General features: G+C 26.8%; 26 protein-coding genes. 12 read left to right on the forward strand and 14 right to left on the reverse strand.

Annotated elements, in window-relative coordinates; genetic code table 11:
• Nucleotides 1-167 precede the first annotated feature (167 nt).
• The 6 genes from rplQ to rpmJ are packed head-to-tail and all read right to left on the reverse strand — an operon-like array spanning nt 168 to nt 3,073.
• Nucleotides 168-518, reverse strand: coding sequence for a 50S ribosomal protein L17 (rplQ, locus tag B0174_RS05055; RefSeq protein ID WP_108558569.1), 351 nt, complete (start codon nt 516-518; stop codon nt 168-170).
• 13 nt (nt 519-531) lie between these two features.
• Nucleotides 532-1,530, reverse strand: coding sequence for a DNA-directed RNA polymerase subunit alpha (locus tag B0174_RS05060; protein ID WP_108558570.1), 999 nt, complete (start codon nt 1,528-1,530; stop codon nt 532-534).
• A 15-nt stretch (nt 1,531-1,545) separates the two neighbouring features.
• Complete coding sequence (rpsD, locus tag B0174_RS05065; RefSeq protein WP_108558571.1) at nt 1,546-2,172, reverse strand: 30S ribosomal protein S4; 627 nt, start codon at nt 2,170-2,172, stop codon at nt 1,546-1,548.
• Nucleotides 2,173-2,182: 10 nt separating this feature from the next.
• Nucleotides 2,183-2,575 carry a 30S ribosomal protein S11 gene (gene rpsK, locus B0174_RS05070; protein WP_108558572.1) on the reverse strand — a complete coding sequence of 131 codons (393 nt, stop codon included), beginning with the start codon at nt 2,573-2,575 and terminating at the stop codon, nt 2,183-2,185.
• Nucleotides 2,576-2,585: 10 nt separating this feature from the next.
• The gene (gene rpsM / locus B0174_RS05075; RefSeq protein WP_108558573.1) at nt 2,586-2,954 is read right to left on the reverse strand and encodes a 30S ribosomal protein S13; all 369 of its coding nucleotides are present in this window, start codon (nt 2,952-2,954) and stop codon (nt 2,586-2,588) included.
• 5 nt (nt 2,955-2,959) lie between these two features.
• Nucleotides 2,960-3,073 (reverse strand): 50S ribosomal protein L36, encoded by a 114-nt coding sequence (rpmJ, locus tag B0174_RS05080; RefSeq protein ID WP_108558574.1) that lies wholly within the window; start codon nt 3,071-3,073, stop codon nt 2,960-2,962.
• Nucleotides 3,074-3,332: 259 nt separating this feature from the next.
• Between rpmJ and B0174_RS05085 the strand changes: the two genes are divergently transcribed.
• Entirely contained in the window at nt 3,333-3,695 is a 363-nt protein-coding gene (locus B0174_RS05085; protein WP_108558575.1) for an HIT family protein, read from the forward strand.
• A gap of 10 nt (nt 3,696-3,705) precedes the next feature.
• Here the strand turns inward: B0174_RS05085 and B0174_RS05090 are convergent, their stop codons facing one another.
• From B0174_RS05090 to B0174_RS05100, 3 genes are all read right to left on the reverse strand, one after another.
• Entirely contained in the window at nt 3,706-4,632 is a 927-nt protein-coding gene (locus B0174_RS05090) for an exopolyphosphatase (protein ID WP_108558576.1), read from the reverse strand.
• A 105-nt stretch (nt 4,633-4,737) separates the two neighbouring features.
• Nucleotides 4,738-5,805, reverse strand: a complete 1,068-nt coding sequence (leuB, locus tag B0174_RS05095) for a 3-isopropylmalate dehydrogenase (RefSeq protein WP_108558577.1) — start codon at nt 5,803-5,805, stop codon at nt 4,738-4,740.
• Nucleotides 5,805-6,308 (reverse strand): 3-isopropylmalate dehydratase small subunit, encoded by a 504-nt coding sequence (locus tag B0174_RS05100; protein WP_108558578.1) that lies wholly within the window; start codon nt 6,306-6,308, stop codon nt 5,805-5,807. The genes leuB and B0174_RS05100 overlap by 1 nt, the downstream gene beginning before the upstream one ends.
• Before the next feature lie 175 nt (nt 6,309-6,483).
• On the opposite strand from B0174_RS05100, the gene rpoD reads away from it, so the two are divergent.
• Both rpoD and B0174_RS05110 read left to right on the forward strand, forming a co-directional pair.
• The gene (rpoD, locus tag B0174_RS05105) at nt 6,484-8,370 is read left to right on the forward strand and encodes an RNA polymerase sigma factor RpoD (RefSeq protein ID WP_108558579.1); all 1,887 of its coding nucleotides are present in this window, start codon (nt 6,484-6,486) and stop codon (nt 8,368-8,370) included.
• 4 nt (nt 8,371-8,374) lie between these two features.
• A complete protein-coding gene (locus B0174_RS05110) occupies nt 8,375-9,055 on the forward strand; it encodes a hypothetical protein (RefSeq protein WP_108558580.1) in 681 nt (226 codons plus the stop codon).
• Between the two features lie 4 nt (nt 9,056-9,059).
• Here the strand turns inward: B0174_RS05110 and B0174_RS05115 are convergent, their stop codons facing one another.
• The 4 genes from B0174_RS05115 to hemL are packed head-to-tail and all read right to left on the reverse strand — an operon-like array spanning nt 9,060 to nt 11,547.
• Entirely contained in the window at nt 9,060-9,611 is a 552-nt protein-coding gene (locus tag B0174_RS05115; protein WP_228156414.1) for a hypothetical protein, read from the reverse strand.
• Nucleotides 9,601-9,915 carry an AtpZ/AtpI family protein gene (locus B0174_RS05120; RefSeq protein WP_108558581.1) on the reverse strand — a complete coding sequence of 105 codons (315 nt, stop codon included), beginning with the start codon at nt 9,913-9,915 and terminating at the stop codon, nt 9,601-9,603. Before B0174_RS05120 ends, B0174_RS05115 begins: the two co-directional genes overlap by 11 nt.
• Nucleotides 9,916-9,929: 14 nt before the next feature.
• Nucleotides 9,930-10,247: a pyrimidine/purine nucleoside phosphorylase gene (gene ppnP, locus B0174_RS05125; RefSeq protein WP_108558582.1), complete on the reverse strand. Its 318-nt coding sequence runs from the start codon at nt 10,245-10,247 to the stop codon at nt 9,930-9,932.
• Between the two features lie 19 nt (nt 10,248-10,266).
• The gene (hemL, locus tag B0174_RS05130) at nt 10,267-11,547 is read right to left on the reverse strand and encodes a glutamate-1-semialdehyde 2,1-aminomutase (RefSeq protein WP_108558583.1); all 1,281 of its coding nucleotides are present in this window, start codon (nt 11,545-11,547) and stop codon (nt 10,267-10,269) included.
• Between the two features lie 50 nt (nt 11,548-11,597).
• Between hemL and B0174_RS05135 the strand changes: the two genes are divergently transcribed.
• Both B0174_RS05135 and B0174_RS05140 read left to right on the forward strand, forming a co-directional pair.
• Complete coding sequence (locus tag B0174_RS05135; protein ID WP_205663493.1) at nt 11,598-12,359, forward strand: energy transducer TonB; 762 nt, start codon at nt 11,598-11,600, stop codon at nt 12,357-12,359.
• A gap of 8 nt (nt 12,360-12,367) precedes the next feature.
• Entirely contained in the window at nt 12,368-13,078 is a 711-nt protein-coding gene (locus tag B0174_RS05140; RefSeq protein WP_108558585.1) for a hypothetical protein, read from the forward strand.
• Between the two features lie 8 nt (nt 13,079-13,086).
• On the opposite strand, the gene B0174_RS05145 is transcribed toward B0174_RS05140, so the two are convergent.
• Entirely contained in the window at nt 13,087-14,193 is a 1,107-nt protein-coding gene (locus B0174_RS05145; RefSeq protein WP_108558586.1) for an FtsW/RodA/SpoVE family cell cycle protein, read from the reverse strand.
• A gap of 19 nt (nt 14,194-14,212) precedes the next feature.
• Here B0174_RS05145 and B0174_RS05150 point away from each other — a divergent pair, with 19 nt between their 5' ends.
• The 7 genes from B0174_RS05150 to B0174_RS05180 are packed head-to-tail and all read left to right on the forward strand — an operon-like array spanning nt 14,213 to nt 20,641.
• The gene (locus B0174_RS05150) at nt 14,213-15,199 is read left to right on the forward strand and encodes an RluA family pseudouridine synthase (RefSeq protein ID WP_108558587.1); all 987 of its coding nucleotides are present in this window, start codon (nt 14,213-14,215) and stop codon (nt 15,197-15,199) included.
• Nucleotides 15,147-16,187, forward strand: a complete 1,041-nt coding sequence (locus B0174_RS05155; RefSeq protein WP_108558588.1) for a fibronectin type III domain-containing protein — start codon at nt 15,147-15,149, stop codon at nt 16,185-16,187. The genes B0174_RS05150 and B0174_RS05155 overlap by 53 nt, the downstream gene beginning before the upstream one ends.
• Before the next feature lie 8 nt (nt 16,188-16,195).
• A complete protein-coding gene (gene trmB / locus B0174_RS05160) occupies nt 16,196-17,389 on the forward strand; it encodes a tRNA (guanosine(46)-N7)-methyltransferase TrmB (protein WP_108558589.1) in 1,194 nt (397 codons plus the stop codon).
• Nucleotides 17,386-18,048, forward strand: a complete 663-nt coding sequence (locus tag B0174_RS05165; RefSeq protein WP_108558590.1) for a cell division ATP-binding protein FtsE — start codon at nt 17,386-17,388, stop codon at nt 18,046-18,048. Before trmB ends, B0174_RS05165 begins: the two co-directional genes overlap by 4 nt.
• Entirely contained in the window at nt 18,035-18,853 is an 819-nt protein-coding gene (locus tag B0174_RS05170) for a cell division protein FtsX (protein ID WP_108558591.1), read from the forward strand. Before B0174_RS05165 ends, B0174_RS05170 begins: the two co-directional genes overlap by 14 nt.
• Nucleotides 18,846-20,192, forward strand: a complete 1,347-nt coding sequence (locus tag B0174_RS05175) for a murein hydrolase activator EnvC family protein (protein ID WP_108558592.1) — start codon at nt 18,846-18,848, stop codon at nt 20,190-20,192. The genes B0174_RS05170 and B0174_RS05175 overlap by 8 nt, the downstream gene beginning before the upstream one ends.
• On the forward strand, nt 20,189-20,641 hold the full coding sequence (locus B0174_RS05180; RefSeq protein ID WP_108558593.1) for a YaiI/YqxD family protein: 453 nt from the start codon (nt 20,189-20,191) through the stop codon (nt 20,639-20,641). The genes B0174_RS05175 and B0174_RS05180 overlap by 4 nt, the downstream gene beginning before the upstream one ends.
• Nucleotides 20,642-20,646: the final 5 nt, after the last annotated feature.

Here is a 20,646-nt window from a genome sequence, read left to right on the forward strand (position 1 = left end):
GATTTTACAATTGTAGTATTACGCTGGATTTTATCTAAATTATGATTAAAATTAGGTTATAAACGAAGATTTTTAAGAGTTGTTTTTTTATTTTAAAATAAAAAATTTAAATAAAAAAAGGGATAGAAGAAAATCTTCTATCCCCTGAAATAATTACTTATTTCTTATTATACAAAAGAAATGAATGCCATTGGAGTAGCATCACCTCTTCTGATTCTTGTTTTAATTATTGAAGTATATCCACCATTTCTACCTAGGTATTTTGGTGCAATTTCGTTAATTAATTTTTTAGTAGCTTCTTTACTTTGTAAAGCTGCAAATACATATCTATGTGTATTTAAATCAGCGTCTCTAGCAACAGTTACTAATTTCTCAATATATCTTTTTAATTCTTTTGCTTTAGGTACAGTTGTTTCGATTTTTTCTCTTTCGATAATCGCAATTGCCATATTTTTTAACAATGCTTTTCTATGAGAAGAAGTTCTACTTAACTTTCTATATCCATGCTTATGTCTCATATTAAACCCTTAATTATGCTTTTAGTTGCTCTAATTTTCTTCTTAATGTAGAAGCAACATTTTCTGGAAGTGTATTTTCAACTGGGTAACCTAGAGATTCTAATTTCTCTGCGATTTCATCATAAGATTTTTTCCCAAGATTTTTAATATTTTTAACTTCAACTTCACTCATAAGTACTAATTCACCTAAGAATTTCAGTCCAGCTCTATCTAAAGAGTTAAAACTTCTAGCACTTAAATTTAAATCATCAATTTTTTGAACTAATTCTTTAAGTTCTAATGGCTCTTCACCACTTTCACTTACTGTTACTTCTGATAAATCAAAAACTTTATTAAAAACTGACATTTGCGCATACATAACTGATACCGCTTCTTTAAAAGCTGTGATTGGAGAAATTTGTCCATTTGTTTGTATAGTAAATACGGCTTTTTCAAAGTTAGGATTATCTTCAACTAACATTTTTTCAATATCATAAACCACTTTTTTAACTGGTGTAAAAAATGCATCAATAGGAATATAATCAGAACCAATCATATCTCTAATATCTTCAGATGGCATATAACCTATACCTCTTTGAATAATTACAGAGAAAGTTAAATTACAATCACTATTAATTGTTGCTAAGTGAGCATCTTTAGATACAATTTCAACATCTGAGTTAATAAGGTCTTCACCTTTAATTTCTCTTGGTCCATTGAAAGAATACTCAACTACAACTTGTTCTTTATCACCATTTATTTTAAACTTAATATTCTTTAAATTTATAACAAAAATAGCTATATCTTCTAACATACCTCTTAATGAGTCAAACTCATGTGAAGCACCTTCTATTTTAACTGCAATTGGTGCGTAACCAACTGAAGAACTTAATAAAAGTCTTCTTAAAGGGTGTGCTAAAGTAATTGCAAAACCATCTTCAAATGGATATGCTGATATTTTAGCTTCATTATCACTGATAGCCTCTATTTCAACTTCAGTTGGTAAAAACGGTGTTTCTGCAAATTTTTTCATTAACTACCTTTTTTATTATTTAGAATATAACTCTACGATTAATCTCTCTTCAACAGGGATAACAACTTCTTCTCTAGCTGGGATTCTTGTGAAAATTCCAAATACTTTTTCTTTATCAACATTAACCCAATCAACCATTCCAGTTTGATTTGTTAATTCTAATGCTCTTACAACTTGAGGATTAGTTTTTGATTTTTCTTTGATTTCGATTTTTTGTCCAGCTTTTACTAAAAATGAAGGAATATCAACTTTTTTTCCATCAACTAAAACATGTCCATGTGTTGTAAATTGTCTAGCATTTGCTCTAGTTGTAGCAAATCCCATTCTAAATACAACATTATCTAATCTTTGTTCAATTAAAGTAATAAGGTTAGCCCCTGTATTACCTTCTCTTCTTGCTGCTTCAGTAAAGTATTTTCTAAATTGTTTTTCAGAAACACCATACATAAATTTAGCTTTTTGCTTTTCTCTTAATTGTAAACCATACTCAGAAATTTTAGCTCTTCTTTGTCCATGTTGTCCTGGAGCAAATGGTCTTTTTTCTAAAGCACTTTTACCTGATAATCTTCTCTCACCTTTAAGTCCAAGATCCGCATCAAGTCTTCTTTCGATTTTTTCTACTGGTCCTCTATATCTTGCCATTATTTACTCCTTACACTCTTCTTCTTTTAGGAGGTCTACAACCATTATGTGGTAATGGTGTAACATCTTTTAACCAAGTAACTCTAACTCCGTCCATAGCGCCAACTGCTTTAACAGCTGTATCTCTACCTGAACCTGGTCCTTGGATTTTAATCCCAACATTTTTGATTCCGTGTTCCATTGCTTTTGCCATTGCATCTTCAACAGCTGCTTGCGCTGCAAATGGAGTTGATTTTTTAGAACCTTTAAATCCTAAGTTTCCAGCACTTGACCATGCGATTGCGTTTCCTGCATTATCTGTAACTGTAACCATTGTATTATTAAAACTTGCAGCAATATGTACGATACCGTCAGCAATATTTTTTCTTACAATTTTTTTTCTAGTAACTTTTCTTTTTGCCATCTACAATCCCTTATTTAGTTGCTGCACCAACAGTTTTCTTTTTACCTTTTCTTGTTCTAGCATTAGTTTTAGTCTTTTGCCCTCTACAAGGTAAACCTTTTCTATGTCTTAACCCTCTATATGAACCTAAATCCATTAAAGCTTTAATATCCATAGCAACTTTTTTTCTTAAATCACCCTCAACCATATAGTTGTCTTGGATTTCTTTTCTGATAATTGCCGCTTCATCTTCTGTTAATTCAAAAGCTCTTTTATTGAAATCAATTCCAACAGCATTTAAAATTAATCTAGAATTATGTAATCCGATTCCGAAAATATACGTTAACGCATATTCCATTCTCTTTTTATTTGGTAAATCAACACCTGCGATTCTTGCCATGTGTCTTATCCTTGTCTTTGTTTGTGTTTTTTAGTTTCGCAGATTACTCTAACGATTCCGCTTCTTTTGACAATTTTGCATTTGTCACACATTTTCTTTACTGAAGCTCTTACTTTCATAAGCCTGTCTCCTCTTTCATTTGTGTTATTGCCAATTAATCAACAGGAAAAAGCATTAGTAAATAAAAATATTTTACTTAAGCTTTAACCAACTCTTTATAAAATAAGAATATTTTATAAAAACTTCTTCTGTGGTTGAAAAAATGGAGTTGGATTATAATTAATTTTTACTTAAAGCTAGTTGAATATAGTATAAGCATCTAATTTAATCCTAATTATTGTAATATTCTAGAAATTGCATTTATTAAAAGGATTAACTTTGTCTCTTATTTACAAAAATGATTTAATAAAAATTGAAATTGAAAGTTCAGAAATACCTTGGCTTAAAATATTTACGATAGAAAATATAAAAGAATTTTCACAATGTAATAATGAAACTAAACAAGAAATATTTAAATACCTAGATATTATAGAAAAAGAAATGTTGAATTATTTTAATCCTAAAAAGATAAATATTGCATCTTTTGGGAATTATGTTCCCCATGTACATTTTCATATAATGGCGAGATTTGAAGAAGATTCATATTTTCCAGAACCTATGTGGGGTAAAAAACAAAGAGAAGCTGATTTAAAATTACCCTCTTTTGATGAGTTTTATGAAAGTTTAAAAAAGAAGCTATAAAAAGCTTCTTTTAACCATCTTTATTTATTTGTTTTATTAACTCTTCTAAAACACTTAAAGACTCTTTTACATCTATTTGACATCCACCTGCTGCTTCGTGACCACCACCGCCATATTTAAGCATTAGTTCACCAACATTTGTTTTTGAAGTTTTATTTATTATTGATTTTCCAACACTAAAAGCCACTTTTTCTTTATCTTTTGCCCACATTATATGTATTGAAATATTTTGTTTTGGATTCATGGCATAAATCATAAATCTATTTCCAGGATAAATTATTTCTTCATATCTATAATCTATTATTAATATATTATCTTTTATTGTTGTTACTTTATTTAATTGTTCTTTAAATTCATTTTCATATTTAAAATATAATTCAACTCTTTCTTTTATATCAGGAAGTTCAAGTATTTGGTCAATATTATGTTTTGCACAATATTTAATTAAATCCATCATAAGCTGATAATTTGAGATTCTAAACTCTTTAAATCGTCCAAGTCCTGTTCTTGAATCCATTAAGAAACTCAACAATGCCCAAGCTCTTGGATTTAAAATATCATCTTCAATAAAATCAGCACTATCTGCTTTATTTGCTCCATTCATCATACTTGTAAAATATCCGGGAAATACACTATCACCATCATAATAATCATAAACAACTTGTGCAGCACTTGGTGCATCTGAATTTATTATGTGATTGTCTTTTTTTTCATTTCTTAATGTTTCAGAATAATGGTGATCAAAAGCTAAATAAACACCATTAACATAAGGAAGATTTGTAGTAATATCATTTGGAGTAACAGCTATTTTTCCATCTTGCATATCTTTTGGATGAACAAATATAATCTCATCAATAATGTCTAAATATGTAAGTAAAGTTCCGCATACTAAACCATCCATATCACTTCTTGTGATTAATCTATATTTTTTATTCATATTATCATCCAATTTTTTGGATTTATATTAGCATAGAAAAAGTTAATTGTATTTTAATAATTATTATTTTGTTAAAAAGAGATAAAGGAAGCGATGCTTCCTTTATTATTTATTTATATATTTAGTGATTAAATCACCCATAGCAGTAGTATTTAAAACTTCTTTAGCATCAAAAGAAGCTAAATCTTTTGTTCTATATCCATCTTTTAAAACAGCTTTTATTGAATCTTCAATTAAATCTGCTGCTTTAATTTCATTTAAAGAATATCTTAGCATCATAGCAGCACTTAAAATTGTTGCTATTGGATTTGCTATTCCCATTCCTGCTATATCAGGTGCTGATCCATGAATTGGTTCATAAATCGCTGTTTTATCTCCTGTTGAAGCTGATGGCAATAATCCAATTGAACCTACTACCATTGAAGCTGTATCAGAAAGAATATCTCCAAAGATATTTCCAGTTACAATAACATCAAATTGTTTTGGGTTTCTTACAAGTTGCATAGCTGCATTATCAACATACATATGTGAAAGAGTTACATCTGGATAATCTTTTGATAATTCATTCATAGTATCTCTCCAAAGTTGAGAAACTTCTAATACATTTGCTTTATCAACTGAACAAACTCTTTTATCTCTTTTTCTTGCTAATTCAAATGCTTGTTTACCAATTCTTACAATTTCTGGTTTTGTATAAACCATTGTATTATAAGCTTTAAATCCATCATTTGCACGAGGTTGTCCAAAGTAAATTCCACCAATTAATTCTCTTACAACCATAATATCACAACCTTTGATTACCTCAGGTTTTAGTGTTGATGCATTAACTAATTCATCATAAACAATAGCAGGTCTAAGATTTGCATAAACACCCATCTCTTCTCTAAACTTTAAAAGTCCAGTTTCAGGTCTTAATTCTCTTGGAAGTGTATCCCATTTTTCTCCACCAATTGAACCAAATAAACAAGCATCAGAATCTAAAACACCTGTTATTGTTTCTTGTGGAAGAGGAACACCTGTTGTATCAATAGCAATTCCACCCATTAAATATTCTTTATAACTTAAAGTAAAATCACATTTTTTAGAAACTGCATTTAATACTTTTATTGCTTCATCTACGATTTCTGGACCTATTCCATCACCTTTGATTACTGATATTTTGTAGTTGTTCATTATTTATCTCCTCTTCCCATTTCAGCTTTTGCATAATTTATTAATCCACCAGCAGCAATTAATTCTTGCATAAATGGAGGAATTGCAATAAAATCATAAGTTTTATTTGTAGTATTATTAGTAATTTTTCCATTATCTAAATCAATAGAAATTTCTTCACCTTCTTTTATTTCCAAAGATTCTGGTAATTCAAAAATTGGTAAACCCATATTAAAAGCATTTCTATAAAAAATTCTAGCAAATGATGGAGCAACAACGGCAGCCACTCCAGCAGCTTTTAGAGCAATAGGAGCGTGTTCTCTACTTGAACCACATCCAAAATTTTCACCCGCAACTATAATATCGCCTCTTTGTAACTTTTTAGGAAAGTCAGGATCTGCATCTTCCATAACATATTTTGCTAAATGTTCAGGATCTGAACTATTTAAATATCTCGCTGCAATAATAACATCTGTATCTATGTTAGCGCCAAAATTCCATACTTTTCCAGTAATTTTATTCATATTATATGTCCTTGAATTTAATAAATTTTAAAATTCATTAAATAAATATTTTCAAAAAAAATGCATTTTAGCTAATTTTTTAGTAATTTTTGTTTAAATATTTCTTTTTTAATCAATTATTTAACTACTTTGGGTATAATATCCAACCATCTTAGAGAGAGGATTCCCTAAAATCATGAGTGTAAAAGATATAAATAAAACTATTGAGCAATTAGTAAAAGAGTACAAAGAATCAGTACTTACTTACGAAAAAATCATTAAAATCTTTCCTAAAGCACCTTCTGGTCCAAACATTAAAAAACTTTTAGCATTGATTCAGTTATATAATGTAACTGTAATTAGTTCTCAAGAACAAGCAAAAAGAATGAATGCTGAAGAAGCTAAAAAAAGAAAAGAATTAAGAGAAAAATTAATAGAAAATGAAGACGATGTATACGATTTATTGAAGAATAAAGAGTTACTTGAATGGTCAAGATCAGATTCTCCTGTTAGAATGTATTTAAGAGAAATGGGACAAATTCCATTACTTACTAAAGAAGAAGAGATAGAAATCTCTAAAAGAATTGAAATGGGTGAAGATATTATTCTTGATGCTATTTGTTATGTACCTTACTTAATAGATTTCATTTTAGAATATAAAGAACCATTAGTAAATAGAGAAAGAAAAGTAAAAGAACTATTTAGAAATTTTGATGATGATTCTGAAAATGAAAATGAAGAAGAAGAAATCGAAGACGAAATTATTGAAGAAGAAGATTCTGAATCTTCAAATGATGATGAAGATAGTGAAAAAACTAGTGCTAAAAAGTTAAAAAAACTTGATAAAAGAGCGCAAACTATTATTGAAGCATTTAAAATATTAGAAAAAGCAAAAAAAGATTGGCTTAAATTTGCTGCAAAAGAAACTGCAAAATCAGATGATGAAACAGATCAAATGACTTTTAATTTAGCAGTTGCATTCAAAAAAAGAATTTTAAAAGAGGCTCTTTTAGATCTAGGACCTACTTCTAAATTAATTACAGAAATTGTAAAAGCAATGGAAACAGCTTTAAAATCTGATACAGGTTTTGATGGTGAATTAAAAAGATTAGAGTACAAATTACCTTTATTTAATGAAACTTTATTAAAAAATCATAAAAAGATTTTAGATAATATTGTGAATTTAACAAAAGCACAAATTACATCTATGGTTCCAGAAGCAACTATGGTTTCTTCTTATATGGAAATTAAAAAACTTTTCCAAACAAAAGAAGCTTCTAAAGGTGGATTTGACTTAGCACCTGAGGAATTAAAAGATGTTCTTGAACAAATTAAAAGAGGTAAACAAATAACTGATACTTCTAAAACAAGAATGGCAAAATCAAATCTTAGACTTGTTGTATCTATTGCAAAAAGATACACAAATAGAGGTTTACCATTCCTTGACTTAATTCAAGAAGGAAATATTGGTCTTATGAAGGCTGTTGATAAATTTGAGTATAAAAAAGGTTATAAATTCTCTACTTATGCAACATGGTGGATTAGACAAGCAATTTCTAGAGCAATTGCCGATCAAGCAAGAACTATTAGAATTCCTATTCATATGATTGAAACTATTAATAGAATCAATAAAATCATTAGAAAAGGTATTCAAGAAAATGGTAAAGAGCCTGATGTTGATGAAATCGCAAAAGAAGTTGGATTACCTGTTGATAAAGTTAAACAAGTAATTAAAATTACAAAAGAACCTGTATCTCTTGAAGCTCCTATTGGAAGCGACGATGATGGTAAATTTGGAGATTTTGTTCCTGATGAAAAAGCTCCAACACCTGTTGATAATATTATGAAAGAAGATTTACAAAATCAAATTGATCAAATACTAGGACAACTAAACGAAAGAGAACAAGCAGTTATTAGAATGAGATTTGGTCTTATGGAAGATGCAAGTGATAGAACACTAGAAGAGATTGGAAAAGAACTTTCTGTAACAAGAGAAAGAGTTAGACAAATCGAATCAAGTGCTATTAAAAAACTTAAGCATCCAAAAGTAGGTAAAAATCTTAAAAATTATGTAGAAAGTTAATTAAATGAGTTTTTTTGAAGAGTGGGTCGAATTAGATTTAAATCCTATTTTATCTTTTTCATCTAGCTCAAAAATAATTTATTCAAATTCAGAAGCTCAATTTTTGTTAAATAGAATTAAACAAAAAGAGCTTTTTGATTTAGCGTTAACATATGCTCCAAAAACTTTTGGAGCATTAACCTCTTATATTGATTTAACAATTAAAAACTATATATTTTACGCAATAACAGTTAGCTATGAGAATGAAGATGAAATTCATATGAAACTTTATAAAAGTGCTATGGTAAAAAAAGAATCTAAACTTAATATTAAAAACATCAATACAACAAATATCTTTACTTTAGTTGATTTAGCGATTTCTACAAGCAAAATAAAAAATGAAATTAATTTCATAAAAAATTATGATCCGTCTATTCCTGAGTTTAAATTGGATGCAAGTTCATTCATAAAGACATTAAATAGTGTTTTTGAAGTTTTTAAAAATAAAAATAATGTAACTTGCTCAATTTTATTAAAAATTGGAGAGTACATTAAAATTGATAACATAAAATATTCTTTAATAAGTGTTGAAATTGTAGCAAATGAAAAAAGTGATTTTTCATCATTAAATATAAGAGAGACTAATTCTTTTATTCTAACTTATGATGATTCTAAAGTAACTATTGATTTACCTTTAATTCTTTAAATTTTCAAAGCTTTTTCTCAAGAAGCTTTGAAAATAAAATTCCAATTGGAACTATTCCTAATCCTATAATAAATGCAATTGGTAAAAAAATCTTATTATTATTTAAAGCAAAAAAACCAAATATTAAGATTCCATAACCTAAAATTCTATAAATTGATAAAAATCCACTTGCTGAAAAAAGAGTATTTTTAAAAGAATTTCTTTTTATCTTTGATTTTTCATCATTTAAAATCTCTTTTATCTTTTCAGTAGTTAACTCATTTTCTGGTATCTCATCATATTGCGTATATAAATCATATGGATCATCTATTTCATCGATTTTATCTCTATCATTACCTTCATTTATTTGAGTTAAATCAAGATTTGACAATCTATTTTGGATATTTTTTCGATAAGATAAAAAAGAAGCAACAACAATAAATAAAGAAGATACAAAAGCAACTTGAGTATTTAATAGCCAAAATTTATTTTGAAAAAATAAAGAGTAAAAAATAATACAAAAGTCTAAAAGAATAAAGACCTTTGCAAATTTCAAAATTTCTGGATTAATCTTCATCATCATCTTTATCAAAAGATTTATCTCCATGTTTTGCTCTATAAGCATATCTTGGATCATTTTCCATACCCTCATACACTTTTTGAGCTCTTTTATACGCTCTATAAACATTTACAATTGCGGCTGCAATTCCCCATGCAATACCAAGCCATAAAGTCCATGTATATCCAGTTAATTGCTTTAAACCATAACCAATACCAAAACCTATGATAATAGCAGCAACGATAGAAATACCTAAAGATAAACTATCAAGAGCAACTATTTTATCTTGGTGTTTTGGTTTATTTGTATTGTTATCTTCCATTTAATAAACCAATTTTAATTTATAAAAGTACAACAATAATCTGTTATTTCTAATACTTTAATATCAAAACTACAATTTGCAGGAACTTCAAAAAATCCACCAGCATCAATAGTCTCCCAATTACTATCACCACAAGCTATTAATATTTCGACACGACCAGCAATAATTTCCATATGTTCTGCATCATTTGTACCAAAAGTGTATTCTCCTGGCATCATAATTCCTAATGTTTTTTTAACACCATTTTCATCTATAAAACTTCTACTTGTAACATTTCCATCAAAATAGATATTTGCTTTTTTTGTTAATTCTACATTTTTAATTGTTGGCATTTTTTTATTTCCTTTTTATTTATAAATTTTTCATAATTTGGTTAGCTGCATTAATACAAGCATCAATATCTTCATTTGTAATTTTTGTACAAATAAAGCCTGTTTCATATTGCGAACAAGCAAAATAAAACCCTTTTTTTAGCATTTCATGATGAAATGTTGCAAATCTTTTGAAATCACAAAAACCTACTTCTTTGAAATTTTTAGGTTCTTTTTCACAAAAAAAGAAACCAAACATACTTCCTCTTGTATTAACTTGTAAAGGAATATTATTTTCATTTGCAACTCTTTTTAAACCATTTACAAGTCTTAAAGCTTTGACACTTAAATCATCATATATTTCTGGATTAGCTTTTAATTTTCGTAAACTAACTAATCCTGCAGCCATTGCAACTGGATTCCCACTTAAAGTTCCTGCTTGATAAACAGTTCCATCAGGACTTAAATATCCCATTATTCTTTTATTTGAAGCAAAAGCACCAACAGGCATTCCAGCACCAATTACTTTTCCAAAAGTAATTATGTCAGCTTTTGTTTTTGAAATTCCACTTGCACCTTTTAATGAAGCTCTAAAACCTGACATTACTTCATCAAAAATCAATAAAGCATTATTTGCATCACAAAGTTCTCTACAAGCTTTTAAAAACTCTTCATCTGCTGGAACTAAACCCATATTTCCAGCAATCGGTTCAATAATAATACAAGCAATATCGCTACTATCAGTAAAACATTTTTTTAAATTTTCAATATTATTATATTCACACAATAATGTATGTTTTGTTAAATCAGCTGGAACTCCTGGACTACTTGGGCTTCCAAAAGTTGCCATTCCAGAACCTGCTTGAACTAAAAGTGAATCTGAGTGACCATGATAACAACCCTCAAATTTTACAATATCATTTTTTCCTGTAACTCCCCTTGCAAGTCTAATCGCACTCATTACAGCTTCAGTTCCAGAGCTTACAAATCTTACTTTATCAATATTTTCAAACATCTCAACAATTTCATTTGCTAGTTGTGTTTCAAGAACGGTAGGAGCTCCAAAAGATAAACCTTTTTTTGCTGTTTCAATTACTGCATTTTCAATATCTTTATCACAATGACCAAAAATAAGCGGTCCCCAACTTTGTACAAAATCTAAATACTTATTTCCATCTATATCGAATAAATAAGCACCCTCACCTTTTTCTATAAAAGGTGGAGTTCCTCCAACACTTTTAAAAGCCCGAACAGGTGAATCAACTCCACCTGGAATTACTTCACAAGCTTCTTCATAAGCTTTTATTGATTTATTAAACATTCTATATTCCTATTAATCATTTATTAGTGTAATTGTACTATAATCGCGCTATGAAAATTATTATCCTAGCCTTTATTATTTCAATATCTTTGCATTTTTTTCTATTTAAGAAATATAATACTGATGAATTTAAAAAAAACCATCAAATTAAAGAAGAAGTTGTAAAAAAATCTGATGTAAAGTTTGTAAAACTAAAAAAAGAAGAACCTATTGTAAATAAAATAATAGAAGAAAAAATTGAGCCAATTATTGAGAAAAAAGCTGAACTTCCAAAAATTAAAAAAGATGTAGTAAAAAAAGAGATTCAGAAAAAAGTTGAAAATAATAAAAAAATAGATTTTGAGAAATCAAAAGAATTACAAAAAAAAATAATAAATGAACAAATTGTAAATAATAAACAATCTCTCCAAGATAAAACATTAGAAGATTTTTTATCTCAAAAACAACCTGTAAATAAAGAAATTCTAAATGAACTTCAAAAATTATATGGAGAAGAATATGATAAATTTACAAAAGTTCAAAAAGCATATTTAGAAAAAAATTTAAACAATTTTCAAAGTATTACACAAAGAGTTTTAAATAGATTAGGTTATCCACCACTTGCTGCAAAGCTTAGAATTGGTGGAGTAAATGTTATAGAATTTATGTTTCATCCAGATGGAAGTATTACAGGTTTAAGAGTAATAGATTCCTCTGGATACGCTGTTTTAGATGATTATTCATTGGAATTAATAGAGATTGCATATAAAGATTATCCAAAACCTCAAACTGCAACAAAACTAAGATTCAATGTACAATATAGATTATATTAAGGAAAAAAATGTCGACAAATAAAAACTATTTTTATAAACTAATAAGTGGAGAAACTTCTTTAGTTGTTGTTTTTTGGTTCTGGTTTATTTTTTTATCATTTTTAATTGAAGTTTTTTTTGAAATGTTTTTTATGCAAACAAAATATGCACAAAATAAAGAAAATTATTTAGAATTCTTTTTATATTTTATTATTTTAATTTATTCAATTTTAATATTTTCAGCTATTTTTAGAACAGCTAATAAATATAAAGGTTCAAGAATTTGGTCATTTTTTTCAAAGGCTTTAGTAAGTATTAATTTATTATTTTCTATAAATTTCTTCATTGAGGTTAGCAAATTTTACTTTTTTGAAGATTATGCTTTAGAAAAGGAAATTGAAAGTTTTAAAGATAAACTACCAATTCAAATAGATATGAATAGTACTTTAATCGACATCTATAAAAAAGATAAAACAATTTATTATAAATACCAACTTCATGAAGTTTTTTTAGATGATAAAAATCTAAAAAATAAATTTAAAAAACAAATTCAAGACTCATTATGTGAAGATAGAAGTACTGTTGATTTATTAAAACGAGAATATATTTTGAATTATATGTATGTTGGTAAAAAACAAGAAGAAATAGTTGAAATTAAAACTGATAAAAAAGCTTGTGGTGATTCAATTGACGATTTAGAAATCTTAAATAATGTTTTAGAAAAACAAGGGATGATTTAACTCCCTTGTTATAACTTTCTTTCATAATTATATAAATTCATATACCTAAATGCTAATAGATTTTCCAAAATAGCAAATGTAACTATAAAATTAATAAATGAACTTCCACCATAAGAGAATAATGGTAAAGGAAGCCCAACAACAGGAGCAAAACCTATAACCATCAAAATATTTACACTCATATTAAAAAAGATTAAAAGTCCTAAACCTGATGCAAAAACTCTAATCATATAATCATCTTTAAAATAATAATTCATACTGAGTAAATGAATAATAATTAATGTATATAAAAATATTAATCCAATTGCACCAAGAAATCCATGTCTTTCAACAAAATATGCAAAAATAAAGTCGCTTGTTGCAATTGGTAAAAATTTCAATTGAGTTTGAGTTGCATCTTCACTTTGTTTTCCTGTTAAGCCACCTGAACCAATCGCAATAATAGATTGTTGAACATGATAACTTGGTTCTTCTGAAACAAAATCAGTAATTCTTTTTTTCTGATAATCTTTTATTAAATAAGTATAAATAAAAGGTGATGATATTCCTATTACAATAAGTATAGTTGCCCATATTTTCCAATTTATACCAATAATAAATAAAACACCATAACCTACTAAAAGTAAAATCATTGCCGTTCCTAAATCAGGTTCTTTAGCAATTAATATAAATGGTAATAAAATATATACTGAAAAATAAAGAAAATCAGATAAACCATAACCACCTTTTGGTGGTGGTTTGTGATAAATTAAATATCCAAGCATCAAAATGAATACAGGCTTTATTAATTCTGAGGGCTGAATCGTTGTATTTAAAAAAGGTATAGGCAACCATCTTGTAGCACCTAATTTTGAAATACCTAAAAATTCGACAGCAATCAATAATATAATACCCAACCAATATAAAGTTGGTATAACTCTGATTTTTCTTCTAATAGGTAAAATAAAAACTATAAGAAATATAAAAATAGAAATTACATAATATACTAGTTGTTTATTAGCTAATCTTTCGTTTGTTTCACCAATTAAATGGTATGATATAAATATCAAAGGTAAAATAAATATTATTAACAAATAATCAAAATGGGAAATAATTCTTTTATCAAATAAACGCATAGTGAAAGAGTATCTAAATATGGATAAAAATTTTATTGTTTTTGAAACAAATAGATTAGATAAATTTCTAGCATCACAAATTGATGCTTCAAGAAATCAAATAGAACAATTAATTAAAAAAGAGTATGTAAAAGTAGATGGAAAAGTAGTAAGTAAAACTGGTCTTAAATTAAAAGAAAATCAAAATATCGAAGTTCATTTCCCAGAAGCTGAACTAAATCCTAAAAAAGATGAAAATTTTGTAAAAGAGTCTTTAAAAGATAAAAATGTACAGATTATTTATGAAGATAATGATATTTTAGTTATAAATAAACCTTATAATTTAACAGTTCATGATGCACCAAGTGTAAAAGATGCAACTTTAGTCGATTGGTTAAAACTAAATAATATCTCATTATCAACTCTAAGTGGTGAAGAAAGACACGGAATTGTTCATAGATTAGACAAAGGAACAAGTGGTGTTATGGTTGTTGCAAAAACAAATCAAGCCCATGTTGGATTATCAAAACAATTAGAAGATAAAACTATGGGAAGATATTATTTAGCAATAATTGATATGCCATTAAAAGATAATATTATTATTGATAAACCAATAGCTAGAAATTCAAATAATAGATTAAAAATGTCAATTGAAGAAAATGGAAGATTTGCAAAATCTGCATTTAATAAAATTTCATTAAATGATAAAGAAAATTTTGAATTAATTGCTGCAAAATTATTTACCGGAAGAACTCATCAAATTAGAGTTCACTTAAGTTCGATAAATAGGCATATATTAGGTGATAATTTATATGGTTTTAAGGGCGAATTAAATAAAATAAATAGATTTTATTTGCATGCTTATTATCTTTATTTAACTCATCCTATGACAAATAAGCAAATGAGTTTCAAAGCAAATTTACCAAATGATATGGATGAATTCCTAAATATTAATTTTCAAAAGGAGAATATAAATGACAAACTTAATGAAAACGACATCGTTAGCAACTTTAATACTTTTATTTAGTGGTTGTACAAATATCATTGATAACTTCAATGCTCCAACAAAACCAAGAGTAGATAATTCTATTGAAGTAGTAAATTATGATTCTATAAAATCTATTCCCGATATGGCAAATATTGGATTTGAATGGGAAAAAGTAAATGACTCAAGAGTTATTGGTTACAATTTTTATAGAACAGAATTAGATAAAGGTTCAAATGAGTTAAAACTTGTAAAAACGATGGATAATAAATATGCAACTCATTATGTGGATAAAGGACTAGAGCCAAAAACTAGATATGCTTATCAAATATCTTCAATAACAGCCGATGGTATTGAATCAAAAACAACTGATGCATATATTGTTCAAACTCTTCCTAGAATTGTCCCTGTTGAATTTATACAAGCAATCTCAAATTTACCGAAAAGTGTAAAATTAATTTGGAGACCACATACAGATACAAGAGTTGGTTATTATAGAATTGAAAAATATAATACTCTTTTAAATGAATGGATACTTTTAAAAACAATTAAAGAAAGACTTCAAGTTGAATATTTAGATACTGGATTAGATGACAATACTAGCTATAAATATAGAATTAAAGCATTTAGTTTTGATGATGTAGAAGCAGCTCCTAGTAAAGTTGTTATAGGAAAAACAAAACCTTTACCAGCTAATGTTAGTAATATTCAAACAACAAATAATCAAGCTAAAAGAATTACAATAAGTTGGAATGCATCTAGTACAAGTGATGTTGTAAAATATGCAATATATAGAAGTTCATTTAGTATGTTAGGTTATTCAAAAATAAAAGAAGTTAATGCTGATACTTTACAATATACAGATACTACTGAAGATAGTGGAAAAGCTTATTATTATAAAATTGTAGCAATAGATAAAGATGGTCTTGAAAATTATTCAAACTCTGTTCAAGGTATGAGTTTTAATTCTATTTCTAATCCAACTTCAAATTTAGCAAAAATTGAACTAAACCAAAATTATTATAACTAAGAAGATAAATGCCACATATAGTATTTGAAAAAAAAGAATTAATAACTATTCCATCACAAAAAGATGGAGTAGATTTTAAGTTTATTGCAAAATCTTACAATTTTACACAAAAAATTAGAAAAATTGAATATAGAATTGCTTTAGAAAATGAAAGTAAAGAGTTTTTATTATCACTTAAACCAAAAAATGATGATTTTATGATTAAAGCCGATAAAGTCACAAGATTATCTCCTGTTACCTTAGTAAAAAATGCATTAAATGCCTATGTAAATTTAAATAATGCAAAAGTATTATTCTCAAATACACATAACCTAAAAGTAAAAGAAGAAGCAAAAAATGAATATCTAAAAGATATTAACTATTTTGTTGATGATTTTACTACAGATAAAGAAATTCAAATAGAGATTGGTTTTGGAAGTGGAAGACATCTTTTACATCAAGCAAAAACAAATCCAAATATACAGTTTATTGGTCTTGAAATTCATTATCCATCAATTGAACAATTATTAAAACAACTTGAACTTCAAAATATTACAAATGTTTTAGTTGTAAATTATGATGCAAGACTTTTTATGGAGTTTATTGAATCAAATAAAGTTGGGAAAATATTTGTGCATTTCCCTGTTCCTTGGGACAAAAAACCACATAGAAGAATCTACTCAAATGAGTTTGTAAATGAAGCTTTAAGAGTTTTAAAAGTTTCTGGAACATTAGAATTACGAACAGATAGTAGAAAATATTTTGATTTTTGTACGGAAGTTCTTACAAATCTGCCTAAAGGAAAAATTACTATTGATATAAATAAAGATTTAGCAGTATCAAGTAAATATGAAGATAGATGGAAAAAACAAGGTAAGAATATTTATGATGTAGTTTTAGAAGCACAAAATATCGATGAAAGTATCAATTTAAATTTTGATTTTTCTTTTGATTTTAAAATTGATTTTAATAAAACTTTAACAATGATTCCAACAAAATCACTAATTGAAAAAGATTATTTTATTCATATTGAAGAGCTTTACATAGTTGAAAACTCTCAAAATTCGGGACTTATAAAATTAACAATGGGAAATTTTGACAGACCTGTAACAAAATATCTTTATGTAAATGAGGGAAATATTTCTTATTATCAAGGAAATCCTCTTCCTACAAGTTCAAATATAAATGCCCATGAAAAGTTAAAAGAGATTTTAAGTAGATGATAGAAGCTAAGAATATTTATCTTTCATATGATGATAATAAATATGTCATAAAAAAAGGGAATTTTTCTATAAAACCAAAGGAATTTATTTTTATAGGTGGAAATTCTGGAAGTGGTAAATCAACACTTTTAAAATCATTTTATGGAGATATTCCTTTAAAACACGGAAGTCTTAAAATAGATAACCAAGAAGTTTTTGGTATAAGAGGAAAAAGATTAAGAATTTTAAGAAAAGATATTGGTATTATTTTTCAAGATTATAAACTAATAAATGAATATACTATTGAAGAAAATATTATGATTCCTCTTAAAATAAATGGCTATTCTGATGAAATATCAAAAGATCAAGCTAACAAACTTTTAGCTCATGTAAGACTTGCTCACAGAGCTGGTTATTATCCAAATGAACTAAGTGGTGGAGAACAACAAAGAGTTGCCGTTGCAAGAGCATTAGCCCATAATCCAAAAATAATAATAGCTGATGAACCAACAGGAAATCTTGATGATTTTTCAGCTGAAGTTGTATGGAATTTGTTAAAAGGTGCAAATGAGCAGTTGGGAATTACTATTGTTGTAGTAACTCATAGAGTTCCTAAAAATCTCGGAATTAAGTTTAGACAATTATCTATTGAGGATGGAATTATTTATGAAGTTTCTTAAGAATGTATTTGCTTTTTTAATTCCTTTACTTTCTATGTTAATTACTTTTTCTATGTTTTTATTGATAAACAATGTGGTTGATAATTACAAATCAAAAATATCAAGAGACTATTCTATTATTATAGTTACAATTAATCCTTTAGAGAAAAATGCCATTAAAGAATTAGCTGGTATAAAAGTAGAAAAAATACAAAACCTACCAAATGATAAAATTATTTCGAGCATACAATCTACTTTATCAGAAACTTCAATTGACTTATTAAAACAAAGACTTCCAAATTTTTATCAAATTTATTTAGAAATATTTCCAACTAGCAGTGAACTTGAAGATATAAAACAGACTTTATTACAAAATAAAAATGTAAAAAAAGTTGAAGTTTTTTATAAAAATCATAATCAAATATATTTATTATTACTTTTATTAAATAGTGTTTCTTTTATTCTATTTTTTATTATTACTATTTTTGCAATAATTATTATTGCAAAACAAATAAAACTTTGGTTCCATGAACATAGTGTGAAAATATCCATTTTAAGGCTTCATGGAGCTTCTATTTTATATAGTGCTTCATCAATATTAAATTATGCTTTGATTAGCTCTTTATTGTCATTTTTGATTTCTGCTGGATTTTTATATTATGTTTCTCATAATATGACAGTTTTATTTCCACTAGAATTACATGAAATTGTTGATATTGATATAAATATATTTGTTGAACTTATGAAAATATTCTTATTATCATTTTGTATCTCTATATTTACAATATTTGGAGTATTATTAAAATACAAGATAAATAATGATTAAACTATTTCTTTTATTGATAATATTATCATTAAATACTATTTTTGCCGCATCTAATATCGACAAAAAAATACAAACTAATACTGAAAAACTTAATTCAAGCGATGATAAAAAAGAGAATGCAAGTCTAAAAATAAAAGAATTAGCAGAAAAAATTGAAAGTCAAAACTCGAATATTACAACTCTTGAAAAAGATATAAATCAAATAAATTCAGATATTACAGAGCATCAAAAACTTTTAGAAGATGCAAAATATAAATTAAGTGATTTAAACTCTAAATCTACTGAATTAATTAGAGAAAAAACCAGCCATGAAGAACAAATTGTTGATACAATAATTGAAGAATTTTCTATTTCAATTGCTCTAAAACTGGCATCAGAAGATACATTACAAGAGTTAATTGATAATGAAATTTATACTTTATTATCACAATATTCAAAAGAAAAAGTTTCAAAATTAAACACAAATTATAGTGCATTATCTACAAATACAAAAAATAATCAGAAAGATATAGAAAAAATAGCTTCTTATATTGAAGATAGACAAAAAACAAAAAACAAATTAACAATTTTAAAGGAAAAACATTCAAGTTCACTTATCAGTTTAGAAGAACAACATAAATCTTATCAAGAAGAGTTAAATAAAGTTGCAAAAGAACAAGAATCATTAAAAAATCTTCTTTCTGAATTAAATATTTTAAAAGAAGAAGAGACAAAAAAAGCTCAAGCTAGAGCTGAAAATGAAGCAGAAGATAAAAGAAGAAAACTACAAGAACTTTTAGCACAAAAAAAAGCTACTAATCAAAAAGTTACAGAAGAAGAATCATCTTCTGCACCTTTAGATGATGATGTAGTTCAAACAGCTGATGTTAGAAATCAAAGATACGCAAAAAATCTAAATCTTGATGTTAAAAAAATAGGTTCTTCAACTGATGGTATTCAAATAATAAAATATAAAGGTGAAAAAACTATTGCTCCTTTAAAATCATTTAAAGTAGTAAAAAACTTCGGAACTTACTATGATCCTGTTTATAAAATAAAATTATTTAATGAATCAATTGTTTTAAAAAGTGATGAACCAAAGGCAAAAGTTGTTTCTGTTTTAAATGGAAAAGTTGTTTATGCAAAAAAAAATGCTGGAATGTTAGCTAATGTAGTTATTATTCAACATGAAGGTGGACTTCATACAATTTATTCTCATTTAGATGAAATTTCACCAACATTAGTTGTTGGAAAATGGATAAAACAAGGTTATGTTGTAGGACGAGTAGATGATAGTTTAATGTTTCAAGCAACAAAAGATTCATCTCATATAGACCCAAAAGATTTGTTTAAAATATGAGACTTTTTATAGATGGAGATGCTTTCCCAAATCTTTTAAAACCTATAATTTTAAGAGCTATTGAAAAACAAAAAATAGATACTATTGTAATTGCTAATAAAAGAATAAATATAGGTGATTCTAATCACATACAATATATAATTGTAAATCAAGGTGCAGATGAAGCTGATGACAAAATTGTTGAAATGTTAGAAGAAAATGATTTGGTAATTACAGCAGATATTCCTCTTGCAAATAGAACAATTGAAAAAAATGCCCATGCAATAGATCATAGAGGTGCTATGTACACACAAGATAATATTAAACAATATCTGGCAATTAGAAATTTAATGCAAGATATAAGAGATAGTGGAGAAATGACAAAAGGACCAGCTGCTTTTTCTCAAAAAGACGCTCAACAGTTTGCAAATTCACTTAACAGTTTTTTACAAAAATATAATAAAAATTAAGGATT

It is taken from the genome of Arcobacter caeni, assembly GCF_003063245.1.
Taxonomy (GTDB): domain Bacteria; phylum Campylobacterota; class Campylobacteria; order Campylobacterales; family Arcobacteraceae; genus Aliarcobacter; species Aliarcobacter caeni.

What these genes read in the sequence shown, in the direction of transcription:
- rpsD (WP_108558571.1), bottom strand. Translation starts at nt 2,172, where the DNA reads ATGGCAAGATATAGAGGACCAGTAGAAAAAATCGAAAGAAGACTTGAT.
- B0174_RS05175 (WP_108558592.1), top strand. Translation starts at nt 18,846, where the DNA reads ATGATTAAACTATTTCTTTTATTGATAATATTATCATTAAATACTATT.
- B0174_RS05180 (WP_108558593.1), top strand. Translation starts at nt 20,189, where the DNA reads ATGAGACTTTTTATAGATGGAGATGCTTTCCCAAATCTTTTAAAACCT.
- B0174_RS05110 (WP_108558580.1), top strand. Translation starts at nt 8,375, where the DNA reads ATGAGTTTTTTTGAAGAGTGGGTCGAATTAGATTTAAATCCTATTTTA.
- ppnP (WP_108558582.1), bottom strand. Translation starts at nt 10,247, where the DNA reads ATGCCAACAATTAAAAATGTAGAATTAACAAAAAAAGCAAATATCTAT.
- B0174_RS05060 (WP_108558570.1), bottom strand. Translation starts at nt 1,530, where the DNA reads ATGAAAAAATTTGCAGAAACACCGTTTTTACCAACTGAAGTTGAAATA.
- B0174_RS05145 (WP_108558586.1), bottom strand. Translation starts at nt 14,193, where the DNA reads ATGCGTTTATTTGATAAAAGAATTATTTCCCATTTTGATTATTTGTTA.
- rplQ (WP_108558569.1), bottom strand. Translation starts at nt 518, where the DNA reads ATGAGACATAAGCATGGATATAGAAAGTTAAGTAGAACTTCTTCTCAT.
- leuB (WP_108558577.1), bottom strand. Translation starts at nt 5,805, where the DNA reads ATGAACAACTACAAAATATCAGTAATCAAAGGTGATGGAATAGGTCCA.
- rpmJ (WP_108558574.1), bottom strand. Translation starts at nt 3,073, where the DNA reads ATGAAAGTAAGAGCTTCAGTAAAGAAAATGTGTGACAAATGCAAAATT.
- B0174_RS05140 (WP_108558585.1), top strand. Translation starts at nt 12,368, where the DNA reads ATGTCGACAAATAAAAACTATTTTTATAAACTAATAAGTGGAGAAACT.
- trmB (WP_108558589.1), top strand. Translation starts at nt 16,196, where the DNA reads ATGCCACATATAGTATTTGAAAAAAAAGAATTAATAACTATTCCATCA.
- B0174_RS05150 (WP_108558587.1), top strand. Translation starts at nt 14,213, where the DNA reads ATGGATAAAAATTTTATTGTTTTTGAAACAAATAGATTAGATAAATTT.
- B0174_RS05165 (WP_108558590.1), top strand. Translation starts at nt 17,386, where the DNA reads ATGATAGAAGCTAAGAATATTTATCTTTCATATGATGATAATAAATAT.
- rpsK (WP_108558572.1), bottom strand. Translation starts at nt 2,575, where the DNA reads ATGGCAAAAAGAAAAGTTACTAGAAAAAAAATTGTAAGAAAAAATATT.
- B0174_RS05115 (WP_228156414.1), bottom strand. Translation starts at nt 9,611, where the DNA reads ATGAAGATTAATCCAGAAATTTTGAAATTTGCAAAGGTCTTTATTCTT.
- B0174_RS05155 (WP_108558588.1), top strand. Translation starts at nt 15,147, where the DNA reads ATGACAAACTTAATGAAAACGACATCGTTAGCAACTTTAATACTTTTA.
- B0174_RS05120 (WP_108558581.1), bottom strand. Translation starts at nt 9,915, where the DNA reads ATGGAAGATAACAATACAAATAAACCAAAACACCAAGATAAAATAGTT.
- rpsM (WP_108558573.1), bottom strand. Translation starts at nt 2,954, where the DNA reads ATGGCAAGAATCGCAGGTGTTGATTTACCAAATAAAAAGAGAATGGAA.
- hemL (WP_108558583.1), bottom strand. Translation starts at nt 11,547, where the DNA reads ATGTTTAATAAATCAATAAAAGCTTATGAAGAAGCTTGTGAAGTAATT.
- rpoD (WP_108558579.1), top strand. Translation starts at nt 6,484, where the DNA reads ATGAGTGTAAAAGATATAAATAAAACTATTGAGCAATTAGTAAAAGAG.
- B0174_RS05090 (WP_108558576.1), bottom strand. Translation starts at nt 4,632, where the DNA reads ATGAATAAAAAATATAGATTAATCACAAGAAGTGATATGGATGGTTTA.
- B0174_RS05100 (WP_108558578.1), bottom strand. Translation starts at nt 6,308, where the DNA reads ATGAATAAAATTACTGGAAAAGTATGGAATTTTGGCGCTAACATAGAT.
- B0174_RS05135 (WP_205663493.1), top strand. Translation starts at nt 11,598, where the DNA reads ATGAAAATTATTATCCTAGCCTTTATTATTTCAATATCTTTGCATTTT.
- B0174_RS05170 (WP_108558591.1), top strand. Translation starts at nt 18,035, where the DNA reads ATGAAGTTTCTTAAGAATGTATTTGCTTTTTTAATTCCTTTACTTTCT.